8 protein-coding genes are annotated in these 13,838 nt (G+C 72.1%); 3 read left to right on the forward strand and 5 right to left on the reverse strand.

Annotated elements, in window-relative coordinates:
- Positions 1–20: 20 nt before the first annotated feature.
- Both WMF24_RS38285 and coaBC read right to left on the reverse strand, forming a co-directional pair.
- Positions 21–818, reverse strand: a complete 798-nt coding sequence (locus WMF24_RS38285; protein WP_437732398.1) for a CPBP family intramembrane glutamic endopeptidase — start codon at positions 816–818, stop codon at positions 21–23.
- A complete protein-coding gene (coaBC, locus tag WMF24_RS38290) occupies positions 815–2,155 on the reverse strand; it encodes a bifunctional phosphopantothenoylcysteine decarboxylase/phosphopantothenate--cysteine ligase CoaBC (protein ID WP_437732399.1) in 1,341 nt (446 codons plus the stop codon). The genes WMF24_RS38285 and coaBC overlap by 4 nt, the downstream gene beginning before the upstream one ends.
- Before the next feature lie 151 nt (positions 2,156–2,306).
- On the opposite strand from coaBC, the gene WMF24_RS38295 reads away from it, so the two are divergent.
- Complete coding sequence (locus WMF24_RS38295) at positions 2,307–2,834, forward strand: putative signal transducing protein (RefSeq protein WP_437732400.1); 528 nt, start codon at positions 2,307–2,309, stop codon at positions 2,832–2,834.
- Between the two features lie 130 nt (positions 2,835–2,964).
- Entirely contained in the window at positions 2,965–3,993 is a 1,029-nt protein-coding gene (locus WMF24_RS38300; RefSeq protein ID WP_437732401.1) for a tryptophan--tRNA ligase, read from the forward strand.
- Between the two features lie 100 nt (positions 3,994–4,093).
- Here the strand turns inward: WMF24_RS38300 and WMF24_RS38305 are convergent, their stop codons facing one another.
- From WMF24_RS38305 to uvrC, 3 genes are all read right to left on the reverse strand, one after another.
- The gene (locus tag WMF24_RS38305) at positions 4,094–5,857 is read right to left on the reverse strand and encodes a VanW family protein (protein ID WP_437732402.1); all 1,764 of its coding nucleotides are present in this window, start codon (positions 5,855–5,857) and stop codon (positions 4,094–4,096) included.
- Between the two features lie 169 nt (positions 5,858–6,026).
- The gene (locus tag WMF24_RS38310) at positions 6,027–7,352 is read right to left on the reverse strand and encodes a serine/threonine-protein kinase (protein WP_437732403.1); all 1,326 of its coding nucleotides are present in this window, start codon (positions 7,350–7,352) and stop codon (positions 6,027–6,029) included.
- A gap of 236 nt (positions 7,353–7,588) precedes the next feature.
- Positions 7,589–9,988, reverse strand: coding sequence for an excinuclease ABC subunit UvrC (gene uvrC, locus WMF24_RS38315; protein ID WP_437732404.1), 2,400 nt, complete (start codon positions 9,986–9,988; stop codon positions 7,589–7,591).
- A gap of 2,323 nt (positions 9,989–12,311) precedes the next feature.
- Between uvrC and WMF24_RS38320 the strand changes: the two genes are divergently transcribed.
- Entirely contained in the window at positions 12,312–12,764 is a 453-nt protein-coding gene (locus WMF24_RS38320) for a DNA-binding protein (RefSeq protein WP_437732405.1), read from the forward strand.
- Positions 12,765–13,838 lie beyond the last annotated feature (1,074 nt).

Consider the following 13,838-nt stretch of genomic DNA (forward strand, 5'->3'; position numbering starts at 1 on the left):
CGTCGCCGCCCCGGGGCCCCTCACGGGCGCCAGATCGGGAAGCTCACGATCGCCCACGAGAAGAACGCGTGGGCGAAGAGCGCCGGCGGCAGGCGCCCGGTCCGGTGCACGACGCGACCCCACACGATCGAGCAGCCGAAGCCCGCCGCGACGAGCAGCGGGTTCGGCCCGGCGACCGGATCGCCGAGCAGAAAGAGCGTGGGGAGGTGCGCGAGGGCGAAGAGCGCGCTCGACAGCAGCCAGGCGGGGACCTGGCCGAGCGGGCCCTCGAGCGCGCGCATCACGAGGCCGCGCCAGACGAGCTCCTCGAGCGCGGCGACGACGAACACGAGCGCGCCGACGAACACGCGCGCGTCGGCCGACGGGTCGCCGAGCTGGAGGTACAGCCGGAGGAGCCACGCCTCGCGCGGCGAGCCCCGCGGGGCGATCACCATCTGCACCGCCATGGCGACGCCGTAGAGCAACGCCGCGACGAGCGCGCCGCGCGCGAGATCGCCCGACAGGGGGCGGAGCGCGGCGCGGAGCTCGCCGCGGCGGCGGAGCCACATCACCGTGGCCGCGCCGAGGACGGCGTAGGGCGCGCCGACCGCCGCGAGCATGCCGGGCGCGCCCGCGCGCGCCGGGTCGAACGCGATCGAGACGGCGACGGCGACGACGGCGGTGACCGAGGCGGCGATGAGCGCGGCCTCGCGACGAGAGGTCCGCGGCGGCTCGCGCGGGTCGGTCGACCGCGGCGCCTGCGACGAGGCCGGGGCCGCGGACGGAGGGGCGGCCGGCGCGGGCGGGGCGCCGCCGGGGCTGGCGTCGATGGGGCTCATCGCGCGCACATCCGGGCGACCCGGTCGAGGATGCGGTCCGCGAGCACGGGCTTGGGCAGGACGCCGAGCGCGTCGGCGGCGTCGCGGGTGACGAGCGTCGCGCGGTTGTCGTCGCGGCCGAACGCGTCGGCCGCGTGGTTGGCGACGATCATGTCGACGCGCTTCTGCGCGAGCTTGTGCCGGGCATAGGCGACCACCCCCTCGTCCGTGTCGGTCTCGACGGCGAACCCGACGAGCACCGGCGGCCGCGATCCGTCGGGTCGCGCGGCGCGCGCCGCGTCGACGACGTCGGCGCGCGCCGCGCCGACCTCGGCGAGCAGGTCGGGGTTCGGCACGAGCGGCAGCGTGGCCAGATCGGGGGTGCGCTTCAGCTTCGTCGCGCGCTGCTCGGCGGGCCGGTAGTCGGACACCGCGGCCGTCATGATCAGCGCGTCCGCGCCGCGCAGATCGTCGCCGAGCGCCTGCCAGAGCGCGGCGCGCATCGAGAGCGCGCCGCGCACGTCGACGCGCCGCGCGCCCGGCGGCGTGGAGAGCGACACGGGACCGGCGATCAGCGTGACCTGCGCGCCACGAAGCGCCGCGCGCTCCGCCACGGCGAAGCCCATCTTGCCGGTCGACCGGTTGCCGAGGAAGCGCACGGGGTCGAGGTCCTCGAGCGTCGGCCCCGCCGTGACGACGACGCGGAGCCCCGCGAGATCGCGCGGGGCGAGCTGCGCGAAGGCCGCGGCCGCGATCGCCGCGGGCTCGGCCATGCGGCCGAGCCCGCGCTCGCCCGAGGCGACCTCGCCGAAGACCGGGCCGACGAGCTGCACGCGGCCGTCGGCGGCGAGCGCGGCGACGTTCCGCGCTGTCGCGGGGTGCGCCCACATGCGGGGGTGCATCGCGGGCGCGGCGAGGACGGGCCCCTTCGCGCACAGGGCGAGCGCGGTCACGAGGTCGTCGGCGCGCCCCGCGGCGAGGCGGGCGAGCAGATCGGCGGTCGCGGGCACGAGCAGCACGAGATCCGCCTCGGCGGCGAGCGCGACGTGGAGCTCGCCGGCGAACCCCGCGTCCCACATCGTGTCGCGCACCGGCTCGCCGCAGAGCCCGCTCAACGTCATGGGCCCAAGGAACTGCTGCGCGGCGCGCGTCATGATCGGCAGCACGCGCGCGCCGCCCTGGATCAGGAGCCGGGCGACCTCGGCGGCCTTGTAGGCGGCGATGCTACCGGAGACGGCGAGCGCGACGGTCGGCCGCCCGCCGGCGAAGGCGAGGCCGGCCGCCGGCGACGCGGGGGCGCTCGGAGGCGGCGCGGGGCTCGGGGGAGACGCGGGAGAGGACGGCGTTCGGCCGGACATGACGCAGGAGCCAACGTGGGTCGGGGACCCGCGAACCAACGTGGGTCGGGCGGATCCGGGAGCCAACGTGGGTCGGGGATCCGGCGCCCACCCTGGCACGAAAACGGGCAGCCGTACACGCTGCGCCGCGGGCGGATGCTAGCCTCGCGAGGTGCGCTCCTCCGTTCGGCCCCTCGGCGGCGCCCCGGCGGGCTCCGAGCAGCTCGTCACCGTGGCGACCTACAGCGAGTCCGTCGAAGCGCAGATGGCACGCTCGGCGCTGTCCGCTCACGGCGTCCGCGCCTTCATCGCCGATGAGCACGTGGCGACGTTGACCCCTCACTACATCGGCCGATCGCTCGGGATCCGCCTCCAGGTGCCGCGCGCGGACCTGGAGCGGGCGGCCGAGATCCTGAAGCCCCCGGCCGTCGACGACGATCGCGAGCTCGACGAAGAGGACGAGGCGGCCGAGATCGATGGGCCGAAGTGCCCGGCGTGCGGGGCGCGCTACGCTTACCGCGAGTGGGCGCTCGGCCAGATCCTCGTCATCCTCGCGCTGCTCGGGTTGCCGCTCCTCGTGATGAAGAAGCGGTGGCACTGCCGCAAATGCCACGCCTACTGGGCGCCGGAGACGCCCGCGCCGAGGGCCGGGAACCCCTACCGGACGCCGCGCGGGGCCGCGCTGCGGGCGAAGACCTAGCGCCGAGCGCGCGACGCGCCCGCCGCTGACGCCGCGAAGGCAGCCAGAAACCCGCGAGATTTTCGGCGCGCCGCACTAGCATCATCCGCCCGGAGCTCGAGAGGGGCTCCTTCAGAGGAACACGACAACGATGGCACCCACCGTCCTCACCGGCATCAAGCCCACCGGAACGCCGCACCTCGGCAACCTCGTGGGCGCGATCAAGCCGGCGCTCGCGCTCGCAGAGAGCGCGTCGAACGCGCTCTACTTCGTCGCGGACTATCACGCGCTCAACGCGATCCACGACGCGCAAAAGCTGCGGAGCCTGGTCCACGAGGTCGCCGCGACGTGGCTCGCGCTCGGCCTCGATCCCGCGAAGGTCATCTTCTACAGGCAATCCGATGTCCCGGAGATCTTCGAGCTGACCTGGATCCTCTCCTGCGTCACCGCGAAGGGGCTCATGAACCGCGCGCACGCCTACAAGGCCGCTGTGGCCAGGAACATGGAGTCCCGGGCCAGCGGCTCGAAGGCGGTGAGCGTCGAGGACATGGACGACCTCGACGCCGGGATCAACATGGGCCTCTACAACTATCCGGTGCTGATGGCGGCCGACATCCTGCTGTTCAAGACGAATGTCGTGCCCGTGGGCAAGGACCAGCTCCAGCACATCGAGATCGCCCGCGACATCGCGCAGCGGTTCAACGCGATCTACGGCCCGACCCTCGTCTTGCCGGAGGCGCGCATCAGCGCGGACACGGCCGTGATCCCGGGCCTCGACGGCCGCAAGATGAGCAAGAGCTACGACAACGTCATCCCGCTCTTCTTGCCGCCGGAGAAGCTGCGCAAGACGATCTTCAAGTACAAGACGGACTCGTCGCCGCCGAGCGAGCCGAAAGATCCGGACGCCTCGCCGCTCTTCCACCTCTACCGGGAGTTCGCGACGCCCGAGGAGACGGAGGCGCTCCGGGGCCGCTACCAGAGCGGCATCGGCTGGGGCGAGGCGAAAGAGGCCGTGTTCGAGGCGCTGAACCGCGCGCTGGAGGAGCCGCGGCGGCGCTACGCCGAGCTCGTGGCCGACACGGCGCGCGTCGACGCGCTGCTCGCCGAGGGCGCGGCGCGCGCGCGGGCGATCGCCAGCGTGACGATCCAGGAGACGCGCCGGGCGATCGGCGCCCGCTGAAGGCCGCCGGCGGCGCGCCCTTCGTTCGAGCCATGAAGGCGGGCGCCGCGCCGGTCAACGCGCGCAGCCAGCGCGCAGGCAACGCGCGGTCATCGTCGGATTACCCGCCGTCCTCGCCCTTGTTGCGGCGCCGCTTCTTGCTCTTGCCGTCCTTCGTCTCGTCGGCCGCCGGATCCTTCTGGCTGCGGGGCTCTCTCCGCGCCTTGCTCTCGCTCGCAGGCTCGCTCGCGCGCTGGACGATGTCGGCGCCCTCGGCGGGCAGGGCTTCCTCGCCGCGCGCGGCGCGGCCGCCTTCCTTGTCCTCTGCGCGCTTGTCGTCCTTTTCGCGGAAGGTGCCAAACCCCGCGCGGTCGGTCCAGCCGCGCTCGCCCGTGAGGCCCGGCTCGCGGCTCTCGACGGTGCCGCCGCCCGGCTCGGGGCCGGTCGCGCCGGGCGTGCGGATGTCCGGGCCCTGCGTGACGACGAGGTACTCGTCTGCCACGTACTCGGGGTGGTTGTCGTCGGCCGCCTTGACCTCCAGGTCGCGCGGGCCGCTGCCAACCTGGATGATCTGCGTCGTGGGCGGGTAGCTGTCGCTCCACTTCTCCCGCACCGCATACGCGCCGTCGCGGACGACGCGCGAGCTCGTCGTCCGGAAGCCAGGGATGCCGCGCTGGGCCAGCACCCGTCTGCCCTCAGGCAGCTTCGGCGTCGGGCGCTCCAGCTCCTCGAACGGGATGACCTCGTCGATGCGGCGAAAGTACGTGACCGTGTGCTTGCGCGACGGCCCGAGGATCTCGGCGCGAACGACGCCGTTCGACACCGTCTCGTGGAGCACGATGGGGAAATCGAACGGGTTCCTGAAGCGGTAGTTGATCGTCGGATAGACGACGGTCGCGTCGAGGCCGAGCTTGATGTAGTAGCTCGGGCGGGAGTGCGGGTAACGCTCGACGATCTCGAGCCCCGCGAAGAACGCCGCGCCGTGGAGCGTGCCCGAGATCTGGCACGTGCCGCCGCCGAGCCCGTCGACGAGCTCTCCCTGGGCGATGACGGGGGCCACGCGGTATCCGTGGGCCTCGTCGCGCGGGCCGACCGTCTCGTTGAAGTCGAAGATCTCGCCCGGCATGACGACGACGCCGTCGAGCTTCGAGGCGGCGAGCCTGAGGTTGTACGTCCGCTCCTTGGACTTCGCCCCGGTCGCGTAGCGCGTCTCGAAGTAGCCGAGCACCTGATCGAACTTGACGTTGCCGAGCTGCTCCGCGACGAGCTTCGGCGCGATCGTCTCGACGCTCGCCAGCGCCGTGTCCTCGCCCGCGCGCAGGGCGGCGTCGATCCGCGCGAGCGTGCCGTAGACGTCCAGCCGATACCCGATCTTCTCGGGCTTGAGCTGCCGCGCCTGGAGGTCGACATAGGCGTCGACCGCCGGCGCGTCGAGCTCGACCTTCAGGTCGAGCAGCACGCTGATCGCCCGCTCGGAGTCGAGGAGCAGCGGGATCGGGATGTCCAGCGGCGCGTCCTCGTCCTTCCGCTCGTGCGCGCGGCGGAGCGCGCTCGCCGGGCGGAGCGCCTCGCGGACGAACTCGGCGAGGCGGACCCGGTTGATCTCGACGCCGAGGTCGTTGCGGCGGATGGCGCGCGCGGAGCCGTCGGGGAGGACGATCCGGATCTCGCCGGTGGCGTAGCGGCGCACGAGGTCGAGCGCGTTCGCCACGATGTCGCCGGCCGCCGGCACCGGCACCTGCGCGACGCGGAGCACCGGCGGCGGCTTCGGGCCGTCGTCCGGCGGCGGCGGCAGCACGAGGTACGTGATGGCGAGGCCGCTCGTGACGAAGATCGCCACCAGCGCGGCGAACCGCCAGAGCTCCGGCGAGCGGCGAAGATCCATAGGAGGGCGGCCATCTTGAAAAGCCTTCCCCGAACCGTCAAGCAAACGCCGCCGCGGGCGGCGGTGCGGCGCGGGCGGCGGTGCGGCGGTGCGGCGCGGGCGGCGGTGCGGCGCGGGCGGCGGTGCGGCGGTGCGGCGCGGGCGGCGGTGCGGCGCGGGCGGCGCGCGGCTACGGGCCCGCGTTCCGGGGGCGGCGCGGCGCGTTCGACGCGGCCACCGCGGCGCGCGCGGCCCTGAGGAGCGGCTCCTTGATCGAGCCTGCCCTGAGCGGGTGCAGCGCCCCCCGCTCGTGCGGAGCGCCCGGGCGCGGCGAGGACCCGAGGAGGGTTGCGCCCGCGAGCGCCGCGAGCACCGCGAGGCCGACCACGGCGATGGGGACAAGCCAGCGCCGCGCCCGGAGCACGGGCAGCGCAGCGCCCTCGGGCGCGCCCGCGTCGCGCTCGACGATGGCGCGCCCGGGACGGGCGGCCGCCTGCGGCGAGCTCGGCTGTGCGGGCGGCTCGTCGTGGTCGGCCGAGCGCTCGCGCGCGATCTGCATGGCCTCCTGGATCGCGACGCGACGCCGCTCGCCGCGCGGGCCGAGCAGCTGCTGCATCAGCGCGGCGAGCTCATCGGGCGCGGCCATCGGCGTCGCCGGCGACAGCTGCTCGATGGCGCGGCGCAGGTCGGCCATCGTGGCGAAGCGCTCGTCCCTCGGCTTCGCGAGCGCCCTCATGAGGATGCGGTCGACGCTCTCCGGGAGCGAGGGGACGAGGGTCCGCGCCGGTTCAGCCGCGGATCTGTCGCAGATGCGGCGCACCGTCGCGGGCTCGTTCTCGGCGAGGAAGGGGTGCTTGCCCGTGACGAGCTGATAGAAAACGATCCCGAGCGTGAACACGTCGGTGCGGCGATCGATCGGCTCGCTGCCCGCCTGCTCCGGCGACATGTACGCGAATTTGCCCTTCACCTGCCCGACCTTCGTGCGCTGCAGGTTGGATGCGGCCTTGGCGACGCCGAAGTCGAGGATCTTCACCGTCCCGTCGTAGCCGACGAGGATGTTTTGCGGCGAGACGTCGCGGTGGACCAGGCCGACGAGCTTGCCGTCGCGGCCGCGCAGCTCGTGCGCGGCGTGCAGGCCGAGGGCCGCCTCGCCCACGATGCGCAGCGCGACAGGGAGCGGCACGCCGCCGCGCGCCTTGCTCTCCCGCAGAACCAGGTTGAGCGGCTCACCGTCGATGAGCTCCATCACCTGATAGAGGACGCCGTCCTCCTCGCCCGCATCGATCGTCTCGGCGACGTTCGGGTGGTGGATCTGCGAGACCAGGGTGGCCTCGTCCAGGAACATCGCCTCGAAATCCGGGTCGTCGCTCAGCTCGGCGCGCAGCAGCTTGACGGCGACGATCCTCGGGAGCTGGCCGCTCGTCCGAGCGGCCCACACCGAGGCCATGCCCCCGAGCGCGATCGGGACGAGGAGCTCATAGCGACCGAGCGTGTGGCCAGCGCGTACTTCTCCCATGGTGCTCACGTGCCGCTAAACCCCGGCGAAGGCGGCAGTCCCCCCCGGAATCGAGCCCGCCGAGCGTGGCCTTCATGAGGTCGGGTCCGCGAGAAGCGCTCGGTGTGCCGGGTGATGCTCTTGATCGGAGATCGACGGCGGGCACCAGGCTCGCGGCCGGGCGCCCGTCCTCTGGATCGTCGCAGAGAACGCCCTGGCGCTCAACGGGGAACGCTATTCAGTGACAGCGTGACATTTCACCGGTCCACCCCGGATCGGCGCGACCGCTCGCGCTCGCCGCGCGCGCCCCGAGGCGCTGATCGCTCGCCGCCGCCCTCGGCCGGCGCATCGGGCTGCGGGGCCTCGGGAGACGGGATGACCTTGCGCAGCGCGGAGAGGTGGCGCCTGGTGACCCCTGTGACCGCCAGGATCTGCGCGTCGGTCGCGCGACGCACGGCCTCCATGGATCCGAGCTCCCGGAGGAGCGCCGTCCTCACGGCGCTGCCGAGCCCCGGAATGTCCTCGATCTCGGAGCGGAGGCGCCGCGCCTTGCCGAGCCGCTTGCGTGCGTGGTTTGCGAAGCGGTGCGCTTCATCTCTCGCGCGCGCGAGGAAGAAGAGGGCGGAGCTCGTGGAGCGGAGCGGGATACCGTTCTTCTGGCCAGGCAGGTAGACGCGGTCGACGAGCTTCTCGCCGGCCTGCGTCTCCCGCTCCTTCGCGAGGCCCACGATCGGGAGGCCGTGGAGGCCGAGATCGCGCGCCGCCGACAGCGCGACCTGGAGCTGCCCGCGGCCGCCGTCGACGACGAACAGATCCGGCAGGTCCCACTCGGCCCCGCCGGACTGCGCGCTCTTCGGCGCCTCCTGCGCTGACCCGGCGGCCTGTCGATCCGCGGTCGCGGGCACCTCCGCAGTCTCCACCGGAGCCCCCTTCGCCGCGACCATGTCAGTGTCCTCGTCGGCCACGTCGCTCTCCGCGTCGTCGCTCACGGCTTCGTCGCTCACGGCTTCGTCGCTCTCCGCGTCGTCGCTCACGGCTTCGTCGCTCTCCGCGTCGTCGCTCTCCGCGTCGTCGCTCTCTCTCGGATCGCTCTCGGCCTGGTCGAGCTCGAGCGTGTCGCGCGCTGTCGTGTCGCGCTCTTCCGCCTCGCTCTCTGCCGTGTCGCGATCTGCCTGCGCGCGCGCTCCCTCGTCGCTCGCGGCCCCTTCGGAGGTGGCGAGCGCGGCGGCCTCGCTGTCTGCGGCGGGCTGCGGGCTCGCCGGCCGGGCGGCCTTGCCGCGGCGGAAGCGTCGCGCGAGCACCTCGTACATGGCGGCGTAGTCGTCGCCGTCGGACACGCTCTTCACGTTGAAGCTGCGGTAGCGCTTCTTGTCCGGCTGGCCGTCGAGGAGCGCCACGATCGATCCCACGGTGTCGCCTCCGCCGAGATGAGAGATGTCGCAGCACTCGATGCGACGCGGGAGCGTCGGGAGACGGAGGCGCTCCCTGAGCTCCTCGAGGCGGGCCTCGAGATCGTCGGAGCTCCTCTGCTTCTCGCGGAACGCGTGAGCTGCGTTCTCGTTCGCCATCTTGAGCAGATCGACGCGCGGCCCGCGCTGAGGCACGAGGAGCGCCACCTTGCGGCCGCGCCGATCGGTGAGCCACTCCGCGACCCCCTCTGCGCCGTCGGGCAACACCGGCACGAGGACCTCATCGGGGATCGTGGTGGACGCGACGCCGTAGTACTCGTTCAGGAAGCCGCCGAGCACCTCGTCGTCCGGCAGCTCCATGTTGCGGAGCGAGAAGGACAGCGTGTCTGTCACGCGCCCCTGGCGCACGAGGATCACCTCGACCTCCACCAGCGTCCCCTCGCGGTAGATGCCCACCACGTCTTGATCGACGTCCTTCACATAGACGACGCGCTGGGCCTCCCGCACCGTCTCGACCGCGCGGAGCTGATCGCGGTAGATGGCGGCGCGCTCGAACTCGAGCTCCCGCGACGCGTCCCGCATTCGCGCGGTGAGCTCGCCCGTGAGCTCGTCGTGGCGCCCTTCGAGGAAGAGCGCGACCGAGCGGACCATCTCCGTATAGAGCTCCCGGTCCACATCCATCACGCAGGGCGCGAGGCAACGCTTGATCTGGTACTGCAGGCAGGGGCGCCGGCGCGACGCCATCTCGGCATCGGAGCAGGTGCGGAGCTGGAAGTGCTTGTTGACCAGGTGGAGCGTCCGCCGCGCGCTCGTCGCCGAGTGGTACGGGCCGAAATACCGGGCCTTGTCCGGGGCGGGACGGCGGACCGTCTCGAGCATCGGCCACTCCTTCTGCGTGTCGAGCTTGAGGCAGAGGAAGTCCTTGTCGTCGCGCAGCTTGACGTTGAAGCGCGGCTTGTGCTGCTTGACGAGCTCGTTCTCAAGTACGGCCGCTTCCTTCTCGGTGGCGGTCACCACCGTCTCCAGATCGGCCACGATTTTCCGGAGTATCGGGATGAAGTAGCGGGCGTCGCTGCCGCTCTCCTGAAAGTAGCTGCGGACGCGGGAGCGCAGGCTCTTCGCCTTGCCGACGTAGACGACGGCGCCCGTCTTGTCGATGAACAGGTAGCAGCCCGGCGTCGTCGGGAGCGACGCGAGCTTGGCGGCGACGAGGGCTTCGGGATCCTGCTTGGCGCTCGGGTTGACCACGGCCGGAACGATCTAGAAGTCGCGCGCGCCGGCAGCAAGCGCCCCGATCACGGCCCTTTCGGCGGAGAGGGCAGGCGCGGCCGGCGCGGGCTCCCCTCGGCACATCCTCGCGGCTCGGCTCGTCGCCAGGGCAGAGGCGGAACGCCCCGGTCGAGATATCGAGCGGGTCGCCGGACGCGGAGACGCGCCGAGCGGGACTCGCCGCCGGCGAGCTCGCTCGCCATCGCGGCGTCCGAGGCGATCACCGGACGCAGGTTGGACTCCTCCCTCACGCCGAGCGCTGGTTGCGAGCGCCGCGCGTCGGCGTGCGCGACGCTCGTGACCAGCGCTCGACACGACACCGAGGTGTGGCGCGAACGGCTCGGACGCGCGTTCGAGCGAACGCGCGAACGCGCGAACGCGCGAACGTCGGAGCAGCGGTGGGCGACGCGGGAGGCGCGCCGCCGACATCATCGAGCTCCACCGGCGGGTGCGCCCGCGAGGCGCAACGCCGCAGATGCGCGGTTTGCTCCGGGGCACGCTCACGACGGTCGACGCGAGCTGTCCTTGCCCGCGCCTCGGGTGAGGCCGTCCCGATCACGCGGGTGCCAGCGAGAGCAGGGCTGCCGTGTCGCGCTTCCTCCCGCCGCGTTGCCTCCCGGGCGACCGCCTCTTCGCCTCGGTCGCAATCCGGCGCGACTCCTCGTCGCTGCCATCGCGCCCAGTCCGTCTGGAGCTTCTTGGTCTTGAGAGAGGCCGCCCGCTGGAGAGCGAGGTTCCCCGTGCCGGCGCCCGGTGCCCGCTTGTCCTCGCCGTAGCTGCGGTTCGGGTTCTCCCCGCTAGCCACTTTCAGCCCGCCGGGCGCCACGGTGACGAGCATCTGCCTGGGAACCGGCCGGACCTCCATCGTTACCGCGCACCGTCTAATCAGGTTGCCTGAACCCGAAAGGACTTGTATGGTCGTAACACCACCAGCGACTGCCCGTTCGATACCCGGGTCCTGTGGCCAGAAGGCATCGGCGAACTGAGCCTGCGGCGCACCGGTCCCGTATCTGGTTCCCGTTCGCTGCCGTTCGCTGCCGTCCAGGTGGGCCACCGTGCCTGGCGTCGGGGAGCCCCCGAGGTAGGAGTGCGCGTCGAACAGCCGAGGAGTGACGAACTGTCCACCAGCGTCCACCACCACCGCCCCGCTCCGGGGATCGATGTCGCCTCCGGCGGCGGCGGGGAGCTTTGCGGCCGCCGGGGGGCGCGGGCCGCGGACGAGCGTCACCCTGGTGCCCAGCAGGAGTGTCACCGCCTGAATCAGGGTCGGCGGCTGAGCAGGTGCGGCGGCCTCGCGAGCTCCGGGGGACCGACTTCCGACCTGGTGAAGCGGCGGCCGGAGCTCGGGCGCGACGAGGGTTTTGGTGGGCACCGGCAGGGGATGGGCAGCTCCAGCACAGCCGCAAAAAGATGCAGCCAGGCCCAAGGCGACGTGGCCTGCGGGGTGCAACCTATCTGGGCGTGGACTGCCTGGGCATGGACTACCTGGGCGTGGATTGCCTGGGCGAGCACGCCTCGGGCCGTCACGCCGATCCGCCAAGCGGATGTCCTGGCAGGTGGGTGCGGCAGCCCTCATGACGCGAACAGCGTCGGAGGGCGGCGCGGCGGCCGACACGTTGCGGTCGATCCCGGGGAGCATCTCGGGCTGGAGACGAAAGCTCGGGCATACGGATACGCCGCGGGGGCATGGCGGAATGCAGAAGTGAAAGGCGCGAGCCTCCCGCGCGGCCCACTGGGGGTGGACTGGAACGGCGACCTCGGCCATGACACCTTTCCTCATGGGGGCCGACTCGCCGGGGGAGCCAGGCTCCTCCACGGCCCCTCGGGTCAGGCGCGCGGCGCGGCCGGGGCGCGGCGGGGCGCTTGTGTCCGGAGCACAGGAAAGCAAATCTTCGTGGGAATGTCGCTGGCCCCCATCGGTTACGGGGCTGGCCGCGGCGCGCGGCATCATGGGGGGCTCGCGGCGCGGCGCGGAGAGGGGCACGGCGCTGTCCATCGCACCCCTGCTGGGTTTGGGCAGAGCCTGGCTTCGCGGCGCGAAGCCACCTGGCCTGGAGGCGCCGAGCCTGGCCACCGAGCCTGGCTGCGCCAGGCATGGCCGCAGGGCTGGCGTCACGGAGCGGGGTCACAGGCACGTGGCTGGAGTCCGGCTCGACCGGTCGCCCCAGCAGGCGATGACCCGACGGGGCGCTCGCCAGCGCGGGTTCCCGACGCATGTTGAGAGGACACCTCTCGAATTATTTTCAAGCAAGACGCTGATCAGTAGTTGACAACTCTAGCTATTCATGGGACGCGAGATCCAATGAGCAACGTCGAACAAGAAATCAAAAGCCACGTTGATGCATTTGTCTCCCAGCTGAGCGGACTTGTCCGCAAAGCGGCACTCGAGGCCGTCGCCGACGCCCTGCGGGGCGAGGGCCAGCCGGCCGCCGCCGCCGCCGCGCCGCGCAAAGCGGGTCGGGCCAAGGCCGCTCCTCAGCAGCCTGCGGAGGTCAAGAAGGCGGCGGGGCGCCCTGCGCGCGCCGCGAAGCCGACCCGCAAGAAGGGCGAGAAGCGCTCGAAGGAAGAGCTCGCCGCGATGACGCAGAAGGTCCTGGAGCACATCCGGGCCAACAGCGGCCAGGGCGTGGAGCAGATCGCCAAGGATCTGGGCACCACCACCAAGGAGCTGACCCTGCCGATTCGGAAGCTGCTCGTCGAGAAGAAGATCACGTCGAAAGGAGAGAAGCGGGCGACCAAGTACTTTTCCCGCTGAAGTCGGCGTCGCCCCCCTCCGGGCGGGTGCGGCCGCGCCAGCCGAGATCGACGTCCAGCCTCCCCCGCCGCCCAGCAGGGGAGAGCGCGGCGAGCCAGGAGCCTTCCAGGCAGCCGCGGATACGTCGCACATCGGAGCGGAGCAAGCTCCGCTGCCGTACACGCCTCAGGGTACCCCTCAGGCAGACTTCTCCAGCAATGTCTCCTCCGCATAGCGCGGTGGAGACATCAGCGCGCGCGGCCCGCTGGCCTCTCTCGATCGCTGCCGTGCACCTCGGGTACGGCCACGGGGCGCCGTGCTGCTCACGACGGTCTCTTGGATCACAGCTCCGTTCTCGCGCCGGGGACGCTGCCTTGCCCAGCCACCTTGCCCGTGCTCCTTTCGTCTTCGGATCGGAACACGAGCGGCGTCACATGCCCCGGATCCCCCAACCTATCGTGGGGTGACATCCAGACACCACCATATCTAGTCTCGTGACGCCGTGGCGCGATCGCATGCCAGCGCGGCAGAGGACGATCGGCGCGGAGAGCGCGTGGCTGCCGTGAACGCCAGGCGCGCGCCGCGGCTACCCGGCGCCCCCCTCGAGCGCGAGTCGACGCCCGCGAGGTTGTGCACCATGCAGCGGCCTGGAGTCCATCGTACCTGCGCGGACACCTGAACATGCCGCCCCAGGCGGATGTTGCTGGTCTCCAATGCCGTCGAGCCGAACGTCTCCCAGCAGAGGGGGCTGCCAGGTTCCCGAGGGAGGCCCTTGAGGACTCTCGGGCCTCTGTTCATGGCGAGGAGGGCACGAACCGTCGGGACCGTTGCCAGCGCTCGATCCACGCATGGCCACGCATGGCCACGCATGGCCAAGCATGGCGTATGCCATCACTGGCTCGCTCGATCGATACAGCGGCTCGTCGGGTCATGAGACGACGCACGACCCGACGTGCTGCCGCGCTGGACAGGTTCTGACCATCCGTGGCGCTCGACGGACAGGGCAGCTCGCCAGGCAGAGTCTGCACGCTGGCCTGATCTCGGGGCGACGGTCGCTGAAGGCATCGCGCCGGAGCGGGGTGAGGAGAGCTCGGG

Source organism: Sorangium sp. So ce1335 (assembly GCF_051521615.1).
Classification (GTDB): Bacteria; Myxococcota_A; Polyangia; order Polyangiales; family Polyangiaceae; genus Sorangium.

Excerpts from the sequence above, each read along its gene's own strand:
- WMF24_RS38305 (WP_437732402.1), bottom strand. The coding sequence starts at position 5,857 with ATGGATCTTCGCCGCTCGCCGGAGCTCTGGCGGTTCGCCGCGCTGGTG.
- coaBC (WP_437732399.1), bottom strand. The coding sequence starts at position 2,155 with ATGTCCGGCCGAACGCCGTCCTCTCCCGCGTCTCCCCCGAGCCCCGCG.
- WMF24_RS38310 (WP_437732403.1), bottom strand. The coding sequence starts at position 7,352 with ATGGGAGAAGTACGCGCTGGCCACACGCTCGGTCGCTATGAGCTCCTC.
- WMF24_RS38285 (WP_437732398.1), bottom strand. The coding sequence starts at position 818 with ATGAGCCCCATCGACGCCAGCCCCGGCGGCGCCCCGCCCGCGCCGGCC.
- WMF24_RS38320 (WP_437732405.1), top strand. The coding sequence starts at position 12,312 with ATGAGCAACGTCGAACAAGAAATCAAAAGCCACGTTGATGCATTTGTC.
- WMF24_RS38300 (WP_437732401.1), top strand. The coding sequence starts at position 2,965 with ATGGCACCCACCGTCCTCACCGGCATCAAGCCCACCGGAACGCCGCAC.